Origin of the sequence: Mycobacterium sp. (assembly GCF_019243155.1) — a bacterium.
GTDB lineage: Bacteria > Actinomycetota > Actinomycetes > Mycobacteriales > Mycobacteriaceae > Mycobacterium.
In genome coordinates, this window is the sequence record NZ_JAFAUS010000159.1 from 1 (window position 1) to 23,163 (window position 23,163).

The window sequence follows — 23,163 nt, forward strand, 5'->3', positions numbered from 1 at the left end:
CCTGGTGGTTGGACGCGGCGACGCTGGTGTCGGTGGCGTCCAGCCGGGCGAGCACCGCGGAGTCGCTGACCTGCGCGTGCACGATCCGCTGGAAGGCCGGCCCGTATTGCAGGCCGATCTCGGCCAGGCGGGGGTACAGCTGCTCGGCGGAGATCTCCGGGCCGCCGACGAGGGCGGGCAACGCCAGTACCGGCCGCACCTGGCCGTCCACGATCCGTCCGGTCGCATGCCGGGTCCAGCCGCCGCCCGCCGCGCCGCGCGAGCTGGCGGTGAACCGCCCGCTCGAGGATTCGACGGTCAGGCGCAGGGTCGGAACGTCGTTGTCTTCCACCACGAACGGGGCCACGAAGCTGACGTCCTCCAGCGCCGGGGCGGGCCGGTTGGTGATCTGCGCGGCCGCGGCGAGGGCGGCGTCGAGATAGGCCGCGCCGGGCAGCAGCACCATGTCGGCGACGACGTGGTCGCGCAACCAGGGGAGTGCCGCGGCCGCCAGTTCGACGCGCCACTCCGGGTGGCCGGCGTCGACCGGGTCGCCGGGCAGTGCCCGGGCGTCGTTGCTGCCCATCCGGTCGTCGACGATCGCCTCTTCCACCGTCCACAGCCGCTGCCGCTGGAATTGGTGCGACGGCAGCACGCAGTGCGGTGGCAGCCCGTCGGAGCTGCCCGGGGCGTGATCGGTGTCCAGCCCGCCGGCCGCATACAGGTCGGCGAGCGCGGTCCGGACGCTGGTGTGGTCGTCGACGTCGCGCCGCAGCGTGCCGACCGCGGTGCCGGTAAAGCTGCTGGTCAGCAGGATTTCCTTGATGTTGCCCGACAGCACCGGGTGCGGGCCGACCTCGAGGAAAAGCCGGTCACCGCGGTCGATCAGCGCGGAAGCGGCGGCGGCGAACAGAACGGGCTTGCGGACGTTGCCGCACCAGTATTCGGCGTCCCAGTCCGGGCCGGTGACCTGTACGCCGGTGACCGTCGAGTAGAGCGGGATGACCGGGGTCTGCGGCTTCAGGCCGCTCAACGCCTCGGTCAGCTCCGGCAGGATCGGGTCCATCAGGTGCGAGTGATAGGGCACCTCGACCCGCAACTTGCGGGCGAAGATCCCCTCAGCGCCGAGCTTGTCGCTCAGCTCGTCGATGGCGCCGTGGGTCCCGGCCAGGGTTACGCCGGACGGGCTGTTGACCGCCGCGATGCACACGTCAGTGCGCGCGCCGATCCAATCCAGCGCCTCGGTCTGGCTCAATCCCGCGGCGAGCATGCCGCCGGATCCGGCCGTCTGGGCCTGCAGGCGGGAACGGTGGTAGCTCACCGTGATCGCATCCTCGAGGCTCAGCATCCCGGTGACGTAGGCGGCGCTCACCTCGCCGACGCTGTGCCCGACGACGGCCGCAGGGTGGACGCCGTATTGCGCCAGTTCCGCCGTCAGCCCGACCTGGACCAGGAAGTTCGCGGGTTGCGCGATCTCGGTGCGAGTCACCCGCGAGTCGGACTCGTCGCGGCGCATCTCGTCGATCAGCGACCACCCGGACAGCCGGCGGAAGATCTCGTCGGTCTCGGCGGCGGTCCGGGCGAACGGCCCGTCGCTGTCGAGCAGGTCGCGGCCCATCCGCCACCACTGCGGGCCCATCCCGCTGTAGACGAACGTCGGCGAGCCGCCGTCGACGACGGTGCGGCCGCCGGCCACCGAGCCGTCGGCCACCGAGTCCAACCGGGCCAGCAGGTCGTCGCGGTCGGTGAACGGCACGGCGAACCGGAAGTGGTGGTGGGCGCGTCGTGCCCACATGGCGTCGGTCAGGGCCACCGGGTCGACCGTCGAGTCGGAGACGAGAGTGAGCAACTCCTGAGCCAGCTGCCGGGCGCCCACTTCGTTGCGCCCGGACACCGGTAGCACCTGCAGCGGCGAACGCCGCTGCGCGGTCGGGGCCGGCTCGGGCGCTCCCACCAGAACGGCGTGGGCGTTGGTGCCGCCGTAACCGAATCCGTTGACCGAAGCCGCTGCCCGTGAGTAGCCGGCGGGGAAGGGTTTGGCCTCGGTGATCACCCGCAGGCGGTTCTCCGCGAACGGGATGGCGGGGTTGAGTTCGTTCAGCGTCGCCTGCGGCGCCAGCTGCCGATGGTGCAGGGTCAGGGCCGCCTTGATCACGCTGGCCACACCGGCCGCGGCTTCGAGGTGGCCGATCGAGTTCTTGATGGAGCCGACGACCAGGTCGGTGCTGCGACCGTCGATGCGTCCCAGCGCTTCGCCGATCGCCGCCATTTCCAGCGGATCACCGATGGCGGTGCCGGTGCCGTGCGCCTCGACGTAGCCGATCTGCTCAGGCCGCACACCGGATTCGGCGGTGACCCGGCGGATCAGGTCGGCCTGGGCATCCGGGTTGGGGACGGTGATCGCAGCGGTCCGGCCGTCCTGGTTGACCCCGGTGGCCTTGACGACGGCGTAGACGCGGTCGTGGTCGCGGGACGCGTCGGCCAGCGGCTTGAGCACCAGCACGCCGGCTCCCTCCCCGCGGGCGTAGCCGTCAGCGGCGGCGTCGAAGGTCTTGCAGTGGCCGTCCTCGGCGAGGAACCGGCCCTTGCACATCGCGACGAAGGTCTCCGGGGCAAGCATCGCGTTCACCCCGCCGACCAGAGCCAGCTCGATCTCGCCGCGGGCGATGGCCTGGGTCGCCTCGTGCAGCGCGACCAGCGAGGAGGAGCACGCGGTGTCGATCGTCATGCTGGGGCCGCGCAGGTCGTAGACGAACGAGATCCTGTTGGACAGCATGGTGAACGTGCCGGCCGTGGGAGTGTGCGAGTTGATCGCGGTCCTGGTCGAGGGAATGTGACGCAGCAGGTTGTTGTCGGACATGAACCCGCCGACGTACACGCCGACCTGACGTCCGGCGACCCGCCCGGATGCCCCGGCGTCATCCAGCGCTTCCTGCGTTACCTCGAGCAGCAGCCGCTGCTGAGGGTCCATGATCGCGGCCTCGCGCGGCGAGATTCCGAAGAACTCCGGATCGAAGTCCCACAGCGAATCCTGCAGGAAGCCGCCACTGCGGGTGTACATTCGCCCGGGCATGTCTGGATCGGGGTCATAGAAGCGGTCCAGGTTCCACCTGTCCGACGGGACTTCGATGATGCCGTCGCCGCGCCCGAGCAGGAAGTCCCAAAGTTGCCCGGGCCCCCGTACCTTGCCGGGAAGACGGCATCCGATCCCTGTAATCGCGACGTCGACCATGTTCTAACTCCCCCTCGGAGCTATGACTAGTGATGTGCCACTCTCGGCCCCGACCGCGTGGCTCGAGGACGGCCCACGCGTTTGCTGTCAGGTTCGTTGAGTCGCGGTTGGCAATGCTACGAGTTACGAAACTGTTAGTTGCTTCAGGTAAGCATTACCATACTAAATCAATGTTTTCTAGCCAGAGTCAAACTTTGAGTATCTTTTATCACATTTTGTTTGACCCTTTGCCTAGGTGATCGCCCCGTTGGCATGCGACCAGATTGCATAATTCACGAATTGGGCAAACTTGTGAGATGAGGACTTTGGAGTACGCCCCGGGGCGTCTAGCCGATCTCCATGGCGAACGCGGGCAGCCGACGATGTTGCTGTGGCACGGCATGCAGGCCGACGCGCGCGCCGTGGTGCGACCGCTCGCGAGTTCGCTCGCCGATCACGGAGCCATGGTCATCGCGCCCGATTGGAATTCGCACTCCGCCGACGGTGGACGTGCGGACCTGTTGGGCTCGCTGGATTTCGCCAGACAACAGGCCGACGGCCCCGACGGAATCGTGCTGATCGGATGGTCGATGGGTGGTGCCGCCGCGGCGGCGCTGACGCTCGCCGCCGCGCGCTTCGAAGTTGTTCTGGTACATACGGTTTGCCTCGCCGGAGCTTTCATGGTCCCCGACCCGATCCGTGGCCGGGTGGCGACCGAGGAGCTGTCCCGGGTCGACGTCGGTTCGACGCCCTTCACGCTGCTGCACGGAGTCGCCGACGACGCGGTCCCGGTGCAGGCAAGCCGAGAATTCGCCGCAGGCCTCGAACGAGTCGGCTGGCCCGTCGACCTCGTGGAGTTTGCCGCAGATCACGGGTCGATCGCCGGCGCCGAATACGACGCGGCTGCCGATTGCTACCGGCCGGCACGGGGCGGCAGGCCACTGGAGCTGGCCGGTGAGGTTGCCTCCCGGATCGCCTCGGCAATCGCTCGTTAGGCGTCTGCGCACACCGCGGCGAACGGCCGAGCCGAACTGCGGTACGAATGATAGGTGGCTGAGCCGACCATCCTGTTGTTGTCGACTTCCGATACAGACCTGATCAGCGCCCGTTCCAGCGGGAAGAACTACCGGTGGGCCAACCCGGCGCGGTTGGGCGAGGACGAGTTGCCCGGCCAGCTGGAAGACCTGTTGGCTGAGGCGTCGATCGTCGTGGTGCGCATACTCGGCGGCTACCGCGCCTGGCAGAGCGGCATCGACGCGGTGATCGCCAGCGGCGTGCCGACGGTTCTGGTCAGCGGGGAGCAGGCCGCCGACGCCGAGCTGACCGGCCTGTCGACGCTGGCCGCAGGCATCGCGGTGCAATCGCACATCTATCTGGCGCACGGCGGCGTGGAGAACCTGCGCCAGTTGCACGCTTTCCTGTCGGACACCGTGCTGATGACCGGGTTCGGGTTCAGCCCGCCGGTGGTGACGCCGACGTGGGGCGAGCTGCAGCGGCCGAACGCCAAGACCGTCGACGGCCCCACCATTGCCGTGCTGTACTACCGGGCGCAGCACCTGGCCGGCAACACCGGTTACGTCGATTCGCTGTGTCGGGCCATCGAGGACGCCGGCGGGCGGCCCTTGCCCGTCTACTGTGCGTCGCTGCGCACCGCCGAACCCGAGTTGCTGGCGCGGCTCGGCGACGCCGACGCCATGGTGGTCACCGTCCTGGCCGCCGGCGGCCTGAAACCGGCGACGGTGTCGGCCGGGGGAGATGACGACAGCTGGAACGTCGAACACCTTGCCGCACTGGACATTCCGATCCTGCAGGGATTGTGCCTGACCAGCCCCCGGGCGCAGTGGCGCGAGAACGACGACGGTCTGAGCCCGCTCGACGTGGCCAGCCAGGTCGCGGTACCCGAATTCGACGGCCGCATCATCACGGTCCCGTTCTCGTTCAAAGAGATTGACTCCGACGGCCTTATCTCCTACGTCGCGGACGCGGAACGGTGCGCCCGGGTCGCGGGCCTGGCGGTTCGGCACGCGCAACTGCGGCACGTCGCCCCCGCCGACAAGCGGGTGGCGCTGGTGTTCTCGGCCTATCCGACCAAGCACGCGCGAATCGGAAACGCGGTCGGTCTGGACACCCCCGCGAGCGCCGTCGCCCTGCTGCGCGCGATGCGCGAGCGCGGATATCAAGTCGGTGAGTTGCCCGGTGTCGAGGCCGCCGACGGAGACGCCTTGATCCACGCGTTGATCGAACGTGGCGGGCAAGACCCTGACTGGCTCACCGAGGGGCAACTGGAAGGCAATCCGATCCGGGTGTCCGCCAAGGACTATCGCGACTGGTTCACCACGTTGCCCGCCGAACTCACCGACGCAGTGCAATCGCATTGGGGTCCGCCACCCGGGGACCTGTTCGTCGATCGGAGCAACGACCCCGACGGCGAGATCGTCATCGCCGCCATGCAGGCGGGCAACCTGGTGCTGATGGTGCAGCCGCCCCGCGGGTTCGGTGAGAACCCGGTCGCCATCTACCACGACCCCGACCTGCCACCGAGCCACCATTATTTGGCCGCCTACCACTGGCTGGACGCCGGATTCGGCTCGCACGCCGTGGTGCACCTGGGTAAGCACGGGAACCTGGAGTGGCTGCCCGGTAAGACGCTGGGCATGTCGGCGGCCTGCGGTTCCGACGCCGCTCTGGGCAACCTGCCGCTGATCTATCCCTTCCTGGTCAACGACCCCGGCGAGGGCACCCAGGCCAAGAGGCGGGCGCACGCGGTGCTCGTCGACCATCTGATCCCGCCGATGGCGCGCGCCGAAAGCTACGGCGACATCGCGCGTTTGGAGCAGCTGCTCGACGAGCACGCCAATGTCTCCGCGCTGGACCCGGGCAAGCTGCCGGCGATCCGGCAGCAGATCTGGACGCTGATCCGCGCTGCGAAGATGGACCACGACCTGGGCCTGACCGAACGGCCCGAAGAAGACTCATTCGATGCCATGCTGCTGCACGTCGACGGCTGGCTGTGTGAGATCAAGGACGTCCAGATCCGCGACGGCCTGCACATCCTCGGGCAAAAGCCAACGGGCGAGGCCGAACTCGATCTCGTGCTGGCCATCCTGCGGGCCCGGCAGTTGTTCGGTGGCGAGCAGGCGCTCCCCGGCCTGCGACAGGCGCTCGGCCTGGCCGAGGACGGCACCGACGAGCGAACGTTGGTCGACCAGACCGAGGCCGCGGCCCGCGAACTGATCGCGGGTCTGCAGGCCACCGGCTGGGACCCCGACGCGGTCGACCGGCTGACCGACAACGCCGACGTCGCGGCCGTGCTGCGATTCGCGGCCACCGAAGTCGTGCCCCGACTCGACGGCACGGCCTCCGAGATCGACCAGGTGCTGCGGGCTCTGGACGGCCATTTCATTCCGGCCGGGCCGTCGGGGTCGCCCCTGCGTGGCCTGGTGAACGTGCTTCCCACGGGCCGCAACTTCTATTCCGTCGACCCCAAGGCCATCCCGTCGCGGCTGGCATGGGAAGCCGGTGTGGCACTGGCGGATTCGCTACTGGTCCGGTACCGCGACGACCACGGGCAGTGGCCGCAGTCGGTGGGGCTGTCGGTGTGGGGCACTTCGGCGATGCGGACCGCCGGCGACGACATCGCCGAAGTCCTTGCGCTGCTAGGTGTTCGGCCGGTGTGGGACGATGCGTCGCGGCGAGTCGTCGACCTGACCACCATTCCGCTGACTGAGCTCGGCCGCCCACGTATCGACGTGACCGTGCGGATCTCCGGTTTCTTCCGGGACGCCTTCCCGCACGTGGTGACCATGCTCGACGACGCCGTGCGCCTGGTCGCCGATCTCGACGAGCCCGACGACGACAACTACGTGCGCGCCCACGCGCAGGCCGACCTTGCGCAGCACGGCGACGAGAGACGTTCCACCACAAGAATTTTCGGTTCCAAGCCGGGCACCTACGGCGCGGGGCTGCTGCAGCTGATCGATAGCCGCAACTGGCGTGACGACGCGGACCTCGCGGAGGTGTACACGGCGTGGGGCGGCTTCGCCTACGGTCGCGACCTGGACGGCCGCGAGGCGGTCGACGACATGAACCGGCAGTATCGGCGCATCGCGGTGGCCGCCAAGAACACCGACACCCGTGAGCACGACATCGCCGACTCCGACGACTACTTCCAGTACCACGGCGGAATGGTAGCCACGGTGCGGGCGCTGACCGGCCAAGCCCCGGCCGCATACATCGGGGACAACACCAGGCCCGACGCGATCCGCACCCGCACGCTTTCCGAGGAGACGACGCGAGTGTTTCGCGCCCGGGTCATCAACCCGCGCTGGATGGCCGCGATGCGCCGGCATGGCTACAAGGGCGCGTTCGAGATGGCGGCGACCGTCGACTACCTGTTCGGCTACGACGCGACCGCGGGCGTGATGGCCGACTGGATGTATGAACAGCTCACCGACCGCTACGTGCTGGACCCGGAGAACCGAAAGTTCATGGCGGAGTCCAATCCGTGGGCGCTGCACGGCATGGCCGAGCGGCTGCTGGAGGCGGCCGGCCGTGGCATGTGGGCGAAGCCGGAGCCCGAGACGCTCGACGGCCTGCGCCAGGCGCTGTTGGAGACCGAGGGCGATCTCGAGGGCTAGCCCCCGGCGTCACGCTCGCGGGCAATTCCGCTCAGACGAAGTCGGACCCCCCGTCCACGTTCACCGTCGCGCCGGTGACGTAGCCATTACGGCGGGATCCCAGGTAGGCGGCCAGCGAAGCGACCTCCTCGGGCAGTCCGGCGCGACCGAGGTCGCAGGGCTGGTGAAAGTTGTTGTCGATCCACGTCATAACGTCACGCGGATTGGTCGCGTCCAGCCCGTCGGCGGCGAGGACGTCTTTGAGCGCTTCGGTGAAGCTGGCCGACACGATGGTGCCCGGGCAGACGCAGTTGACCAGAATGCCGTCCTTGGCAAGGCTTTTGGACAGGTTTTTGGTGACGCTGGCCAAAGCCGCCTTCGACGCCGTGTAGGCGACGATCCGGGGGTTCTGCCGCTGGATGGAGTGCGCGGACAGCGTCACGATGCGGGCCCAGTCCGCCGTGCGCAGCAGCGGCAGTGCGGCACGGATCGACCGCACGGCCGACATCGTGCCGAGCGCGAAGGCCTCGTCCCACTGTGCGTCGTCCATCTCTTCGAAATAGCCGTCGGCCGGCCCGATCGTGTGCACCAGGCAATTCAGGCGACCCCAGCGCTCGGACACCGCCGCGAACGCGTCGGCGATCGAGACGGCGTCGGCCATGTCCACGCTGATCCCCACGGCGTCCGGGGCGCCGGCGGCGCGCAGCGATTGCTCGGCGGCGTCGAGGGTCTCGCGACTTCTGGCCATCACCGCGACGCTGGCGCCTTCGGCGGCAAGGGTTTCGGCGATTGCGAGCCCCATTCCCTTGCTGCCGCCGGTGACGACGGCCGTCGATCCGGCATACCCCAGGTCCATCGTGTGTCTTCCTCTCTTACCGCGCGTCGGCGCAGATTCGGTCGATGGCGTGCGGGACGACGCCGAGTCCACGTAGGCAGAAACCCAGAATGCGTCGGCGCAGGTCCTCGCGGTCGGACTCGCCCGTCGTCCACTGCTGGTTGATCCCCGCCCATATGACCCCGTGAATGAACCGGGCTTCGGTCGCTGGGTCGATCGGGTGAAACACCTTGTCCTGTAAGCCGCGCCGGAGCGCATCGGTAAGCGGTTTGAGCATCTCCGCGTATGCCGGCTCAACCAGGGCGGGGGAGGCGGCCGTCTGGAATTGCGCCTCCAGCGACAGGCGGCGCAGGTCGGGTCCGATCCTGGCGTCGAACGCCAGGTCGAGTCGCCCGTCGATCCACGCCGCCACCGCCTCGATCGGCGTGGGAGCACCGGCCATCCGACGCTGCAGTCGCCGCCGTTCGGTGCGTGCGGCCTCCTGGAACACTGCGGCGACCAGGTCATCCATGGAGTTGAAGTGCCGGTAGAACGCGCGGGTGCTCAAGTTCGTCCGCTCCAGCACGGCGGCGATGTTCAGACCTCGAACGCCGTTCTCGCGCAACGACGTTGACGCCGCAGCCAAAATCTCACGGCGCACCTCCGGGTCCGGTTCGAGTTTGTCGCGTCGCCTTCGGCGCCCGGTGCCGGCGTCGTCAGGCTGTTGCGTCATAGGCGGCGAGGTAGTCGGCAAAGCGTTCCCGAACGCCTTCGGACGTCAGGCCGTAGTCGGCCAACTCGTAGTCGTGCGCGCCGCGCGAGCCGGGCTTGTGCCCGTCCGCCCACTGTCTGACCGAACGCAACGTGTCCTCGGTGAAGGTCAGGCCCAGGCGTTCATAGCTGTCCTGCAGCGTGCGCACCGGGTCGGTCTGCAGGTCGGCGAAGGAGACGTCGGCGAACCGGTCGTCACCGACGCGGCCGCGGAAATCCATTGCCCGCCGCACACCTTCAGCCCAGCTGTCGAGTTGTTCGGCGCCGAGTTCGTTGGCGTCATCGTGGTCGCTGCTCCAGCTGCGCACGTACTGGATCAGGCTGCACACCGAGCCCAGCACCTTGGCCGGATCGCGATGGCTCCAAAGGAATTTGGCATTCGGATACGCCGCGATGAGCGCGTCCATGGCGAACATGTGCACGGGGGTCTTGAGGTGCCACAGCACCGGCGGACAATGCCATTGCAACACCTTGAGCACCCGCCGGTGGAACGTGTACGTCTCGCGCATGTCGCAGTCCATCAGCCACGACAGATATCCCGGCGCGCGCACGGCACCATCGAAGTGGAACGTGCGGAAGCTCATCCCCATCAGGTCTTGGCACTCGGTCGCGGCCGTGGCCTCGGAGTTGTGCATCGTCTTCATCAACGGGAACATGTCGTCGAGCATTTTCAGGCCCGCCTCAGCCTGCTCGATCCGCGGATCGCTGTGCTGCGTGGCGGCTTCCGGCGGTGGCGTGGGGGCCTGGGACTCCCACATCCGCAGCGACCGGAACTGCGGATCGGCGGCCACCAATTGACTCAGCGCCGTCGTGCCGGTGCGTGGCAGGCCGATCACGAAGACCGGGCCGTCGATCTCCTGGTCGTCGATTTCGGGATGCAGGCGGTAGACGTCCTCGATCTTCAGGCGCTGGATCAGCGCATTGCTGGTGGTGGCGTGTTGGATGACGCGGCCCATGTCGTTGAGGTCCGCCTCGTTGTTCAGCGCATCGACGATGCGTTCGAGTCCCTCCCGGTAGTACGGCGAACCGAAATCCTCGAGACCGGTTGCGGCGCGGGCGCCTGCCTCCAATTCGTCGGCGTCGAACATCAGCGTCCGAACCGTTCTCGGACGGCACGGCGGCGTGCCTCAAGGACTTCCGCCCGCTCGTCAGCGGTGACTTTCGTTGTGTCCGAGGGCAATACCGCGTCGATATCAGCGAACGAGACGAGTCGTGTCGTCGGCGTGGGTGCGGTTTCGGTGCGCACGCAGCGCAGGATGATGGCGCCGTTGCTGTGGCCGGCGGTGTCGAGCCAGTTCGCCACACCCGGGTCGCGCGCACACAGCACCACGCGCACCAGGCCGTCGGAATCCACCGCGGCCTGATGGGCGTTCAGGCTGGACTGGTGGCGTCCGTAGTGGATGGTCTCCCACCACGGGTTGCCGATGGAGAAACTCCAGTAAATGCCTTCCGGCGGTTCCACTTCGACGACGAGCGCCTCGTCGGGCCCCAGCTCCCAGCGACCTATCACCGGCCTGTTCTCCGCGGCGGCGCCGATGTCGGTGCGGTCGATCGGCGGCAGGAAGCCATTCGGCGGCGGTGCGGCACCGAACTGAAGAAAGAACGCGAGGTTGTCGCGAACGAAGTCGCCGAGGGCGATCAGCTGGCGCGACAGCGCGGCGTCGGGCTCGGGCGACGGACGCCGTGCCTGGGCCGCATCCCCGAGGCGTTCGATACGCAACGACGATGGCACCTCGGTGTCCCAGTCGTAGAAGAAGTGCCGCACCGTCAAGGTCGGGTGGTCACCCTCGATGCGCATCCAATTGCCCGCTCGCTGGTCGGGTGACAGCACAACCTCGAAGTTTCCGTCGGCGTCCACCTCGAGCTCGTCGACCAGTTCGTTGGCGGTCGAGACGATGCCGTTCATGGTCTGCAGGCCGACATAGCGTGCGGTGCCGCGATTGCCGAACAGCCGGTAGCTTTCCCCGCCTCGCAGTGGGGCGCGTGTGTACAGGCAGTCCGGGCACTCCATTCCCCAGGTCACCATGTCGTCCGTGCTGGTGCGCGCGACGCTGAGCGCCGGATCGAAGTCGAACCGCAGTACCTCGTCGATGCCCGCGGTGAGCAACACCAGCAGGTGCCGGATTCCGGCGGCAAGGTCGGCCCGGTTTCGAGTCGCGGGGTCGGATTCGACGGCCTGGGCTGCCTCACGAAGCTGGGAGAGAAGATGCGACCACGCCGCCAGCGGATCGGAGTCGCCGTCCGTGCCCGATAACGCGGCCTCGGCGATCGAGAACGGCAACCATGCCAGCGGTTTGTTCGTCACGCTGCCCCGCTTCCGGTCGGTTGGGACTTAAGTGAAAAATACATTTTCGCTTAAGACGTCATGACTATGGCAGCTGAGTCTTGGGAATGTCAACGCCCATCCGCGGCGGTAGGTTGTTACCGTGACGCCCACGTTTGCCGATCTCGCCAAGGCGCAGTACATCCTGCTCACCACCTTCACGAAGGACGGTCGGGCGAAGCCCACCCCGATCTGGACCGCTGTCGACGGTGATCGACTGCTGGTGATCACCGAGGGAAAATCATGGAAGGTCAAGCGGATTCGCAATACGCCCCGCGTCACGCTGGCCACCTGCACCATGGGTGGGCGCCCCACCAGCGAGGCGGTCGAGGGGACCGCGGCCATCCTCGACAAATCGCAGACGCCGATCGTCTACGACGCGATCGGCAAGCGGTACGGGATCGTGGGCAAGGTGTTCAACTTCTTCAGCAAGCTGCGCGGCGGCATGGACAACAACGTCGGGCTCGAGCTCAGAATCGCCTAGAAACAGCGCCCGATGGCCACCGTCCTGATCCCGATCCCGGACCGCGACTTCGACCCGACCGAGGTCGCGGTCAGTTGGCGCGTGTTGACCCGCAACGGCCACCACGTGGTCTTCGCCACCGAGAGCGGTGAGCCCGGCGAGGCCGACGACGTCATGGTCACCGGGCGCGGATTGGACGTCTGGTCCACCCTGCCGGTGCTGGGCGCCATCCCGATCGTCGGGCTGATGCTGCGGGCGAACAAGGACGGCCGCGAGGCCTATCGGGACATGGTGCGGTCAACGGAGTTTCAGCGCCCCGCCACGTGGGCACAAGCGTCCCTTGACGGCGTCGACGCACTGCTGTTGCCCGGCGGGCATCGCGCGCGCGGAATGCGCAGCTACATTGACAGCGACATCCTGCACCAACTCGTGGTCGACGCCTTCGCCAAGCCGGTTGCCGTGGCCGCGATCTGCCACGGGGTGCTGCTCGCCGCGCGCAGCGTCGATCCCGGCACCGGTCGTTCGGTGCTTTACGGGCGCAAGACCACGGCGTTGACGTGGGCGATGGAGCGACTCGCCTGGCGACTGACGCGGATCACCCGGTTCTGGGATCGCGATTATTACCGGACATACAGCGAGGAGCCCGACCAGCCCAGCGGGTACATGTCGGTGCAGTCGGAAGTCACTCGCGCACTTGAAGACCCGGCGGATTTCCGGGACGTCGTCCGCGGCTCGCAGAACTGGTGGCTCAAATCGTCCGGGATGGTGCGAGACACGGCGAGCGATTCGCGGCCGGCCTTCGTCGTCGACGACGGCGACTATGTGTCGGCGCGTTGGCCGGGCGACACCCACACGTTCGCGACCGTGTTGTCGCGCAAGCTGGATTCGGTGTCGTAGCGGCCTATCTGCTTGGCCGTGAAGGCGTAGGGGCTGTTGCGGTCCCGCATCAGCATGTTGGAAACTATCACTCCGAAGACGGCGCTGACGACAGCCCCGATCGAGCCTCTTGCCCAGTCCCGCTTGCCGATTCGCCCTTCCTGGTCGACGGCCTTCAAGTAGTCGTTGATCCCAGGTGCTCGCCGAAGAAGGCGAAGATCCGCCGCCAGGCGTCCTCGGTGGCCTCCCGATCGTGACCGAATCCCGCGATCCGGATAATCGGCTGTGCCGGAAGCTCATTGGCGAAGCTGTGCCCGGCGCCCGGATATTCCTTGATGTCGGCGGTGATGTTCTTTCTCGCGGTCGTTTCCCGCAGTCGATCGGCCGCACCCTTGCCGAGCGGGTCGCGCTTGCCGAAGCTGGCCACGATCGGGCAAGCCCCGTCCAGCGTCTTGTCCAGGTTGCGCGGCAGGGGAGTGCCGTAAAAGGGCGCCGACGCGCCGAAACCCTTGGGGGACATGAGAAGTGCGAACTGGCCTCCCATGCAGAAACCCGCGATGCCAACCTGCCCCGAACACTGCGGCATGGCCTTCAGATGATCGCGCGCGGCCAGAATATCGGCGAGGGCGCGGCCCTGCTGCGTCAACAGCTCCCGCATGACCCGGGAGATGCAGCGGATGCGGCCACCGCGCGAATACATGTTCGGGGTGAGCGCCAGGTACCCCGCCTTGGCGACGCGGTCGTTGATCGACTCCTTGTCGGGCCCGTAACCGATCGCGTCGTGAATCACCACCACTCCGGGCCATGGGCCGTCGCCGGGCGGAGTGTTCAGCAACGCGTCGATCGGTCCGTCGGGAGTATCGATCTGAATCGTCGTCATAGCGTCATCTAACTGCAATCGCGCGGCAAGCAACATGGGAACTCCGACGCGTTCCGCAATCGTTGACCTGACATGCTGTCGCGCCTTCTGTTGATCTACGCCGTCGTCGAACTCGCGGTGATCTGCGCGCTGGTATCGACGATCGGGTGGGGCTGGATGCTGCTGGCGCTGCTGGCCGCCTTCGTGCTCGGCTGGGGCATCCTGGCCCCGGTGGCCAGCAAGCACCTCGTCCGCCGGATCGGTCAGCTGCGTTCGGGCCTGATCGACCCGCGCAGCGCGGCGGGCGATGGCGCCCTGGTGACGCTGTCCGTGGTTCTCGTCCTCGTTCCCGGGCTGGTGAGCACGGCATTGGGCCTGTTGCTGCTGGTGCCGCCCATCCGATCCGTCGTCGGCCCCCGATTGACGTCCATCGCGGTGAACAAGTTGCAGCCGCGGGACTCAGCTACCCGACGGATTCGTACACCACGACGGGCGGTGGCCACGGGGACTACATCGACGGCGAGGTCATCGACGTACACGATGTCAAAGGGCCGCCGGCCTGGTCCGAGCCCGGCACCGAACGGCGTGGCGGCCGCTGAGCCATCGGGACGTATTGATCGCCACTGCGTCGTCACAGATAGTTGTGCCCTGTGACCGAGACCGTTTTTTCTGCTGACGGGGTCACCGAGAACCCGGTGACCCTGCTGGTCAACGGTCGCGTGCACAGCCCGACCCATCCCGACGCCACCGCGATGGCCGTGCGTGGCGGTGTCGTCGCGTGGCTGGGTAGCGACGACGTCGGCCGCGGCCTGTTTCCCGGCGCTCACGTCGAGGACCTGGGCGGCGGTTTCGTGACGCCGGGGTTCGTGGACAGTCACATCCATCTGACCGCGACGGGCCTGACGCTCAGCGGCCTGGACTTACGTGCGGCGCGCTCAGCTGCGCAATGCATCCAGCTGGTCGCCGACTACGCGGCCGCCCACCCGGGCCAACCGGTGTGGGGGCACGGCTGGGACGAGTCGTCGTGGCCCGAGAACGCCCCGCCGAGCACCGCCGAGCTCGACGCCGTCCTTGGTGACCGGCCCGCCTATCTGGCTCGCATCGACGTCCACTCCGCGCTGGCCTCGACCGGGTTGCGGCGGCTTGTTGCGGAACTACCTTCAGTGGCCGGTTTCGCGGCCGAGCGTCCGCTCGTCGGCGATGCTCACCACCTGGTCCGGGCCGTTGCCCGCGACCTGCTGACGGCCGAGCAGCTCGCCGAGGCCAGGGCCGCGGCCCTCGCGGCCGCAGCCGCGGCCGGCATTGTCGCAGTGCACGAGTGCGCCGGCCCCGAGATCGGCGGCCTCGACGACTGGCTGCGGCTACGGGCCCTCGATCACGGCGTCGAGGTGATCGGCTACTGGGGTGAGGCGGTCAGCACTCCCGCACAAGCCCGCGCGCTGGTCGAACAGACCGGGGCCCGCGGACTGGCCGGTGACTTGTTCGTCGACGGGGCGCTCGGCTCGCGCACCGCCTGGCTGCACGAGCCGTACGCCGACGCACCCGAGCGCACCGGCACCTGCTACCTGGACTCCGACGCCGTCGAAGCGCATGTGCGGGCGTGCACCGAGGCGGAGGTGACGGCCGGCTTCCACGTCATCGGCGACGCCGCGGTGTCGGCCGCGGTCACCGCCTTCGAGCGGGTTGTCGCCGACCTCGGTGTGGTGGCCGTCGCTCGGTGCGGGCACCGCCTGGAGCACGTCGAGATGATCACCGCGGATCAGGCTGTCCGATTGGGCCAGTGGGGCGTCATCGCCAGTGTGCAGCCCAACTTTGATGCACTCTGGGGCGGCACCGACGGCATGTATGCCCAGCGTCTCGGTGCCAGGCGAGGAAGCGGGCTCAACCCCCTCGCGCTGTTAGCATCCCAAGGCGTGCCCCTCGCGCTAGGTTCCGACGCTCCAGTGACGGGTTTCGACCCGTGGGAGAGCGTGCGCGCGGCCGTCAACCATCGCACTCCCGGCAGCGCGGTATCGGCCCGCGCCGCCTTCGCGGCCGCGACGCGCGGCGGCTGGCGGGCCGCGGGTGTGCGCGATGGCAAGACGGGAACCCTGGTCCCCGGGGCACCGGCCTCTTACGCCGTCTGGGATGCCGGGACCCTTGAGGTACACGCGCCGCGCGACGCGGTTGCGCGCTGGTCTACCGACCCGCGTTCCCGGGTGCCGGCCCTGCCGAGCCTGAGTCCGGCCGACGCGCTGCCGCAATGCCGCCAGACGGTGCATAGGGGCGCTGTCATCCATGGCTAGGGACTGGCTCGGTCGAAAGGATCGGGACATCGACTCGATCGGCGACGAGGCCGAATCGGATCGCGACGACGAGCCGGCCGAAATCCACATCGACTCCGAAGACGAAGCCGAAGCCGACTCCGAAAACGAAGCCGACTCCGAAAACGAAGCCGACTCCGAAGACGAACCAGAATCCGAGCGAGGCTCCGATGCGCCGAGCCTGACGGGCCGGGCGGGGAGCGGGGCGCGTCGGTCGGCCGCCGGACTGGGAGCGGCGGTGATCGCTCGGATGCCCGCGGTCCAGGCCGCGATGCTGCCCCGTCTGACCCGGTTGATCTGTGCCGTGGTGGGCGGCGTGCTGTTGTGGACGAGCTTCCCGTCGGTGAACTGGTGGTGGGGTGCCGTCGTAGCCGCCGCGCTGCTGGCCTGGGTCCTGACCCACGCCGCCACGACGGCGATCGGCGGCTTGGGCTATTCGTTCCTGTTCGGCCTGGCGTTCTATCTGCCTCTGCTGCCATGGATCGGCAACCTGGTCGGCGCCGTCCCGTGGCTGGCGCTGGCGACGGTATGCGCGCTGTATCCGGCCATCTTCGGCCTGTTCGCCGTCATCGTGCGGCCGCTACCGGGCTGGCCGGTCTGGTTCGCGCTGGTGTGGGCGGCCCAGGAATGGTTGAAGTCGATCTTCCCGTTCGGCGGCTTTCCCTGGGGCGCGGTGGCGTTCGGTCAGGCGCAGGGTCCGTTCCTGCCACTCGTCCAGCTCGGCGGCGTCAGCCTGCTCTCTGCGGCGATCATGCTGGTGGGCTTCAGCGTGACCGCCATCGCGCTGGAAATCGTGAAGTGGTGGCACTTGGGTCATCCGCAGCGTCGAGACGGCCAGACGACAATCAAGGGCTCGCCGGCCGAGGAGTCCACCACGATCGACCCCGCGCCACCCGCGGTCGTGCTGCCAGGCATCTGCATCTGCCTGGTGTTCTTCGCGTCGGTCATCGTCTGGCCGTCGGTGCGGCACGCAGGCACGGGGTCCGGCGGCGAACCCTCGGTCACCGTCGCGGCGGTGCAGGGCAATGTCCCGCGACTCGGTCTGGGCTTCAACGAACAGCGTCGAGCCGTGCTCGACTACCACGTCCGCGAGACGTTGCGGCTGGCCCAGGACGTGCGTGCCGGGCAGGCCCCGCAACCTCAGTTCGTGATCTGGCCCGAAGACTCCTCGGACATCGATCCACTGGTCAACGTCGACGCCGCGCTGCAGATATCGCAAGCGGCCGTGGCGATCGGGGCGCCGATCCTGGTCGGCAGCGTGCTCGAAGTTCCCGGCAGCCCACCGGACAATCCTCAGTACACCAACACCGTGATGGTGTGGAATCCGACCACCGGCCCGGCCGAGCGGCACGACAAGGAGATCGTGCAACCGTTCGGCGAGTACCTGCCGATGCCGTGGCTGTTCAAACACCTGTCCGGGTATGCCTCGCGCGCCGGGAACATGGTGCCGGGTCACGACAGTGACGTCGTGCACATCGCCGGGGTTCCGGTCGGCGTCGCGACCTGCTGGGAAGTGATCTTCGACCGCGTCCCGCGCAAAGCGGTCCTGGGCGGCGCGCAGCTGCTGACCGTGCCGAGCAACAATGCCACCTTCAACCAGGAGATGAGCGAACAGCAGCTGGCATTCGCCAAGGTGAGAGCCGTTGAGCACGATCGGTACGTGGTGGTCGCCGGCACCACCGGGATCAGCGCGGTGATCGCGCCGGACGGCGCCGAACTGGTGCGCACAAACTTCTTCGAGCCCGCGTATCTCGACATCCAGGTCCGCCTCAAGACGAAGCTGACGCCGGCGACCCGCTGGGCCCCGCTGCTGCAGTGGGTCATGCTCGCAGCGGCCGGCGCGGTAATTCTGGCCGGGATACGGCACAATGGATGGTTCCCGCGTCCGATTCGTCTCAGGTCCAGGCCCTCGGATGAATCGAAAAGCGCAGGTGCGCCCAAGGGCGATCGCTCGCCCGACGAGGGTGAACCAGACACTTCGCTCGACGAGGGCGAGGACCACGCGTCGTCAGACGACGGCGATGACGACACTCCGTCCGACGAGGACGGCCGAGAGTCTTCTCGTTACGGGCGACACAAAGGAGCTACATGACCACCGGCCAGCCGGCGCCCCGGGTTCCGGACAATCGTCCCAGCCAACGCGTCCTGGTGATCATCCCCACCTACAACGAGCTGGAGAACCTGCCGGTGATCCACCGGCGGCTCAAGGACGCATGCCCTGGCATGCACCTGCTCATCGTCGACGACGGCAGCCCCGACGGCACCGGCGAGCTCGCCGAGGAGTTGGCGGCCACGGACGCCGGCCGCACCCACGTCATGCACCGCACCGCCAAGGACGGCCTGGGGGCGGCGTACCTGGCGGGCTTCGCCTGGGGATTGAGCCGCGACTACTCCGTGCTCGTGGAAATGGACGCGGACGGCAGCCACGCACCCGAACAGCTGCACTTGCTGCTCGAGGCCCTCGACGCCGGTGCCGACCTGGCGATCGGCTCGCGCTACGTCGAGGGCGGGGCGGTGCGGAATTGGCCGTGGCGGCGCTGGGCACTGTCCTGGACGGCCAACACCTACGCGCGGTTGGCGTTGGGCATCGGCGTGCACGACATCACCGCAGGCTACCGCGCCTACCGCCGCGAGGTGCTCGAGGCGATCGACCTCGACGGCGTGGATTCCAAGGGCTATTGCTTCCAGATCGATCTGACCTGGCGCACCGTCTGCAACGGCTTCACCATTGCCGAGGTTCCCATCACGTTCACGGAGCGCGAACTGGGCGTCTCCAAGATGAGCGGATCGAACATCCGTGAGGCGCTCGTCAAGGTCACTCGATGGGGAATCAACGGGCGCAGGACGCGCCCCCGGGCCTTAGGCGCAGACAACCGAACTTAAGAGACGAAGCCGGGGTCAGCCCCGGCGGCGTGTCCGGATGATTTCGAGTCGCTCTTTGAGCAGCTCTTCGAGTTCTTCGACGCTGCGCCGTTCCAGCAACATGTCCCAGTGCGTGCGCGGCGGCTTGACCTTCTTCGGCTCGGGCAGGTCGCCCTCAATCAGGGTGCCTTCCAGACCGTTACGGCACAGCCAGGTGCCGGGGATTTCAGCGTCGTCGGCGAAGGGGACCTCGAACTCCTCGCCGTTCTCGGTGCGGTACTTCGCGAGCTGACGCGGCGCGAGATCGTGGTTGCGATCGGTCTCGTAGCTCACGGCTCCGAGGCGGCTACCCCTCAGTACTCGATCAGCCATGGGTGCTACTCCTTATAGGTTCTCTGAGCTTTGAGGCTTGCTCAGCGCATTTCTTTCCGTTTGGCAAACGTTACGGCGCCGTTCGTAGTTCCCGGCCGCTCGGCGGGCGTTCGCGACGCGACCTTCAATGATACCGGGACCGCGAAGCAACGCCGACTAAAGTCGGCAGGCGTGAGCCGCCGATCCCACCCGCAGCCGTGCCGCTGGTGCGGTCGAGACGTGACCGACGCGGGGATGGGCCGGCGTCGCCAGTACTGCCGGCAGTCGTGCCGGCAGCGGGCCTACGAGCAGCGGGCCTCGCTGAACCGCGGTGGCGCCGCGGCGGTTCCGGACGACTCGGTGGTGTTGTCGGCGGACGACGCCGCCGACCTTTCGGATCGCGTCTACCAGGTGCGGTGCGCGGCGGAGGACGTGGCCACTGCGCTCGATGAAGGAGCCGCGGCGCGCGAATTGCGCGAATTGTGCGACGTGCTGATCCAAGCGGCGCGGGCCGCCGACGGCTGGCGCCGGGCGGGTGTTTGACCAGCCTGACCACTATCTATGGGCCGCCGGGTACAGTCGCGCCATGGACGTCGGGCCACTTGTGGAGGAGACCGTTGTCCAGCGAGCGCATCGGGCGTGCCGCCTCAGTCCCTGCTCGGACCGGGCGTTGCGCGCGTCGAAGCCGGCCCTCCTCTAGCAGCAGGGAGTATCGGCCGTTTTGAAATCGTGTCGGAGTTGGCGATACTCACCAGCAACATTCGCTGGCTTAAGAGCAGCACAACGCTGGTCGAATCAGAAGCGACGCCGCTTCATGCAGCAACTTCCGTGATTGCGCTTCAACCGCATCCGGCGGGGCAGACGGCCAATACAGGTGAGGGTTAGGCGAGGTTAGGGATGGTGGATCAACTCCAGCATGCGACCGAGGCGCTGCGAAAAGCGCTGGTCCAGGTGGAACGCCTGAAGCGCACCAACCGTGCGCTGCTGGAGCGCTCGAGCGAGCCGATCGCGATCGTCGGCATGTCGTGTCGCTTCCCCGGCGGAGTCGATACCCCGGACAGCCTTTGGCAGATGGTGGCCGACGGCCGCGACGTGATCACGGACTTCCCGCCCGACCGCGGCTGGGATGTGGCCGGACTCTTCGACCCCGACCCCGACGCGCGCCACAAGACCTACGCCCGCACCGGCGGCTTCGTCGACGGTGTCGCGGATTTCGACCCCGCCTTCTTTGGCATCGCGCCCAGTGAGGCCCTCGCGATGGACCCCCAGCATCGAATGCTGCTGGAGCTGTCGTGGGAGGCGCTCGAACGCGGTGGCATCGATCCGAGCGGCCTGCGCGGCAGTGCGACCGGGGTATTCGCCGGACTCATCGTCCAGGGCTACGGCATGCTCGCCGAGGAGATCGAGGGCTACCGGCTGACCGGCATGACCTCGAGCGTCGCCTCGGGGCGCGTGTCGTACGTGCTGGGCCTCGAGGGTCCGGCGGTGTCGGTGGATACGGCGTGTTCATCGTCGCTGGTGGCGCTTCACATGGCGGTGCAGTCGCTGCGTTCGGGGGAATGCGACCTGGCGCTGGCCGGCGGCGCGACCGTCAACGCCACCCCCACGGTCTTCATCGAGTTCAGCCGGCACCGTGGACTCGCACCGGACGGCCGGTGTAAGGCCTACGCCGGCGCGGCCGACGGGGTCGGCTGGTCCGAGGGCGGCGCCATGCTGGTGGTGGAGCGGCTATCGGACGCGCGTCGCCTCGGTCATCCGGTGCTGGCGGTGGTGCGGGGCACGGCGGTCAACCAAGACGGCGCCTCCAACGGATTGACCGCGCCCAACGGCCCGTCTCAGCAGCGAGTGGTGCGCGCGGCGCTGGCCAACGCCGGGCTCTCGCCGGCCGACGTGGACGCGGTTGAGGGGCATGGGACCGGCACCACGTTGGGCGATCCCATTGAGGCTCAGGCCCTTTTGGCGACCTACGGCCAGGATCGCGACGAACCGCTGTGGCTCGGCTCGGTCAAGTCGAACATGGGTCACACACAGGCAGCCGCCGGGGTGGCCGGAGTGATCAAGATGGTGCAGGCCATGCGTCACGAGATGCTGCCTGCGACACTGCATGTCGATCAGCCCAGCCCCCATGTCGATTGGTCGGCGGGCTCGGTGTCGCTGCTCAGCGAGCCGCGGCCCTGGCCCGCGCAGGGTCGGGTTCAGGGTCGCATTCAAAGGGCCGGCGTGTCGTCGTTCGGCATCAGCGGCACCAACGCGCACGTGATCGTCGAAGCGGCCCCACCGGTGAAGCCGCCGGCCGAGGAGCCGAAGCCAACCGTCGTGCCGTGGGTGGTGTCGGCAAAGTCGGCCGCTGCGTTGGGATCTCAGGCCGCTCGATTGGCGGCCCACGTGCGGGCGCACGAAGAACTCGATGTCGCCGATGTGGCGTGGTCTCTTGCGGGCCGTTCGAACTTCGAGCATCGCGCCGTCGTCGTCGGTGGCGACCGCGATCGATTGCTTGCCGGACTTGATGAATTGGCCGGCGACGACCCGGCCGGTTCGATCATTCGCGGCGCCGCGGTTCCCGCCGGCAAGAACGTGTTCGTCTTTCCCGGCCAAGGCTCGCAGTGGCTGGGCATGGGCGTCGAATTGCTCGATACCGCACCGGTATTCGCGCAAACGATCGACGCTTGCGCGCAGGCTTTCGCGGAATTCGTGGACTGGTCCCTGATCGACGTGCTGCGTGGTGCTCCCGATGCACCCGGCATGGATCGCGTCGATGTGGTGCAGCCTGTGCTTTTCGCGGTGATGGTGTCCCTGGCGGAGCTGTGGAAGTCGGTTGGAGTGCGCCCGGATGCGGTGATCGGCCACTCGCAGGGAGAGATCGCCGCGGCATACGTCGCCGGTGCGCTGTCGCTGAGAGACGCCGCGCGGGTGGTCACGCTTCGCAGCAAGTTGCTGCGGTCGCTGGCCCACTCCGGCGGCATGCTGTCGATCGCATGCAGCACCGAGCGCGCGCGAGAATTGTTGGCGCCGTACGGCAATCGCGTCAGCATCGCGGCCGTCAACGGCCGGTCCGCGGTTGTGGTGTCGGGCGAAGTGGCGGCTCTGGAAGAACTCGTCGGGTTCTGCGCCGACTTGGATCTGCGCACCCGCCGGATCGACGTGGACTACGCGTCGCACTCGGTCGAGGTCGAGGGAATTCGCGCCGAGCTCACCGAGGTCTTGGCGGTCATCGAGCCGCAGTCCTCACGGATCGCCTTCTTCTCCACGGTAACCGGAAGCCGCTTGGACACCGCGGGTTTGGATGCCGCCTACTGGTATCGCAACATCCGCCAGACCGTGCAGTTCGATCAGGCGGTGCGCACCGCGTGCGAGCACGGGTACCGCACGTTCATCGAATCCAGCCCGCATCCCGCGCTGATCGCCGGTATCGAAGACACCTTCGGTGACTGCGCCACCGAAGGCGCCGAGGCCACCGTCGTTCCCACGTTGGGGCGTGATGAGGGCGGACTCGACCGGTTCCTGGCCTCGGCCGCTTCGGCTTTCGTGGCCGGCGTCAGCGTCGACTGGCGAGGCGTATTGGGTGGCGCGGGCTTCGTCGAACTGCCTACCTACGCCTTCGACCGGCGCCGGTTCTGGCTGTCCGGCGAGGGTGTCGGAGCCGATGCCACGGGCTTGGGGCTTGAAACCGGTGAACATGCTTTGCTCGGCGCGGTGGTGGAACTGCCGGCCTCGGGCGGGGTGGTGTTGACGGGT

General features: G+C 67.9%; 15 protein-coding genes and 1 pseudogene. 9 read left to right on the forward strand and 7 right to left on the reverse strand.

What is annotated here, in order from left to right:
- A partial coding sequence (locus JOZ00_RS07795) for a type I polyketide synthase (protein WP_293342037.1) occupies nt 1-3,211 on the reverse strand: 3,211 nt, incomplete at its 3' end.
- A gap of 296 nt (nt 3,212-3,507) precedes the next feature.
- Between JOZ00_RS07795 and JOZ00_RS07800 the strand changes: the two genes are divergently transcribed.
- On the forward strand, nt 3,508-4,185 hold the full coding sequence (locus JOZ00_RS07800; RefSeq protein ID WP_293342040.1) for an alpha/beta fold hydrolase: 678 nt from the start codon (nt 3,508-3,510) through the stop codon (nt 4,183-4,185).
- A 54-nt stretch (nt 4,186-4,239) separates the two neighbouring features.
- Entirely contained in the window at nt 4,240-7,827 is a 3,588-nt protein-coding gene (gene cobN, locus JOZ00_RS07805; protein ID WP_293342043.1) for a cobaltochelatase subunit CobN, read from the forward strand.
- A 31-nt stretch (nt 7,828-7,858) separates the two neighbouring features.
- Here the strand turns inward: cobN and JOZ00_RS07810 are convergent, their stop codons facing one another.
- Genes JOZ00_RS07810 through JOZ00_RS07825 form a run of 4 tightly spaced genes read right to left on the reverse strand, consistent with a single transcriptional unit; the run spans nt 7,859 to nt 11,696 of the window.
- A complete protein-coding gene (locus tag JOZ00_RS07810) occupies nt 7,859-8,662 on the reverse strand; it encodes an SDR family NAD(P)-dependent oxidoreductase (protein WP_293342046.1) in 804 nt (267 codons plus the stop codon).
- A 16-nt stretch (nt 8,663-8,678) separates the two neighbouring features.
- Nucleotides 8,679-9,353: a TetR/AcrR family transcriptional regulator gene (locus JOZ00_RS07815; RefSeq protein WP_293342048.1), complete on the reverse strand. Its 675-nt coding sequence runs from the start codon at nt 9,351-9,353 to the stop codon at nt 8,679-8,681.
- Complete coding sequence (locus tag JOZ00_RS07820; RefSeq protein ID WP_293342078.1) at nt 9,337-10,482, reverse strand: sulfotransferase; 1,146 nt, start codon at nt 10,480-10,482, stop codon at nt 9,337-9,339. The genes JOZ00_RS07815 and JOZ00_RS07820 overlap by 17 nt, the downstream gene beginning before the upstream one ends.
- Nucleotides 10,479-11,696, reverse strand: a complete 1,218-nt coding sequence (locus JOZ00_RS07825; protein WP_293342050.1) for a hypothetical protein — start codon at nt 11,694-11,696, stop codon at nt 10,479-10,481. Before JOZ00_RS07825 ends, JOZ00_RS07820 begins: the two co-directional genes overlap by 4 nt.
- 121 nt (nt 11,697-11,817) lie before the next feature.
- Here JOZ00_RS07825 and JOZ00_RS07830 point away from each other — a divergent pair, with 121 nt between their 5' ends.
- On the forward strand, nt 11,818-12,198 hold the full coding sequence (locus JOZ00_RS07830; RefSeq protein ID WP_293342053.1) for a PPOX class F420-dependent oxidoreductase: 381 nt from the start codon (nt 11,818-11,820) through the stop codon (nt 12,196-12,198).
- A gap of 12 nt (nt 12,199-12,210) precedes the next feature.
- Nucleotides 12,211-13,074, forward strand: coding sequence for a type 1 glutamine amidotransferase domain-containing protein (locus JOZ00_RS07835; protein WP_293342056.1), 864 nt, complete (start codon nt 12,211-12,213; stop codon nt 13,072-13,074).
- A gap of 154 nt (nt 13,075-13,228) precedes the next feature.
- Here JOZ00_RS07835 and JOZ00_RS07840 read toward each other — a convergent pair whose 3' ends face one another.
- Nucleotides 13,229-13,933, reverse strand: a complete 705-nt coding sequence (locus JOZ00_RS07840; RefSeq protein WP_293342059.1) for a dienelactone hydrolase family protein — start codon at nt 13,931-13,933, stop codon at nt 13,229-13,231.
- A 72-nt stretch (nt 13,934-14,005) separates the two neighbouring features.
- Between JOZ00_RS07840 and JOZ00_RS07845 the strand changes: the two genes are divergently transcribed.
- The 3 genes and pseudogenes from JOZ00_RS07845 (at nt 14,006) to lnt (ending at nt 19,098) form a co-directional block, all read left to right on the forward strand.
- A complete protein-coding gene (locus tag JOZ00_RS07845) occupies nt 14,006-14,566 on the forward strand; it encodes an FxsA family protein (RefSeq protein ID WP_293342062.1) in 561 nt (186 codons plus the stop codon).
- A 41-nt stretch (nt 14,567-14,607) separates the two neighbouring features.
- A complete protein-coding gene (locus JOZ00_RS07850) occupies nt 14,608-16,197 on the forward strand; it encodes an amidohydrolase (RefSeq protein WP_293342081.1) in 1,590 nt (529 codons plus the stop codon).
- 268 nt (nt 16,198-16,465) lie between these two features.
- Nucleotides 16,466-19,098 (forward strand): annotated as a pseudogene (lnt, locus tag JOZ00_RS07855) (apolipoprotein N-acyltransferase).
- Nucleotides 19,099-19,113: 15 nt separating this feature from the next.
- On the opposite strand, the gene JOZ00_RS07860 reads toward lnt, so the two are convergent.
- Entirely contained in the window at nt 19,114-19,449 is a 336-nt protein-coding gene (locus tag JOZ00_RS07860; RefSeq protein ID WP_067760885.1) for an RNA polymerase-binding protein RbpA, read from the reverse strand.
- 171 nt (nt 19,450-19,620) lie between these two features.
- Here JOZ00_RS07860 and JOZ00_RS07865 point away from each other — a divergent pair, with 171 nt between their 5' ends.
- Together JOZ00_RS07865 and JOZ00_RS07870 are read left to right on the forward strand one after the other, a co-directional pair.
- Nucleotides 19,621-19,971 (forward strand): hypothetical protein, encoded by a 351-nt coding sequence (locus JOZ00_RS07865; RefSeq protein WP_293342072.1) that lies wholly within the window; start codon nt 19,621-19,623, stop codon nt 19,969-19,971.
- Nucleotides 19,972-20,325: 354 nt separating this feature from the next.
- A partial coding sequence (locus JOZ00_RS07870) for a type I polyketide synthase (RefSeq protein WP_293342075.1) occupies nt 20,326-23,163 on the forward strand: 2,838 nt, incomplete at its 3' end.

Coding starts and splice junctions, on each gene's coding strand:
- JOZ00_RS07840 (WP_293342059.1), bottom strand. CDS start 13,933: ATGACGACGATTCAGATCGATACTCCCGACGGACCGATCGACGCGTTG.
- JOZ00_RS07845 (WP_293342062.1), top strand. CDS start 14,006: ATGCTGTCGCGCCTTCTGTTGATCTACGCCGTCGTCGAACTCGCGGTG.
- JOZ00_RS07800 (WP_293342040.1), top strand. CDS start 3,508: ATGAGGACTTTGGAGTACGCCCCGGGGCGTCTAGCCGATCTCCATGGC.
- JOZ00_RS07860 (WP_067760885.1), bottom strand. CDS start 19,449: ATGGCTGATCGAGTACTGAGGGGTAGCCGCCTCGGAGCCGTGAGCTAC.
- JOZ00_RS07810 (WP_293342046.1), bottom strand. CDS start 8,662: ATGGACCTGGGGTATGCCGGATCGACGGCCGTCGTCACCGGCGGCAGC.
- JOZ00_RS07815 (WP_293342048.1), bottom strand. CDS start 9,353: ATGACGCAACAGCCTGACGACGCCGGCACCGGGCGCCGAAGGCGACGC.
- JOZ00_RS07835 (WP_293342056.1), top strand. CDS start 12,211: ATGGCCACCGTCCTGATCCCGATCCCGGACCGCGACTTCGACCCGACC.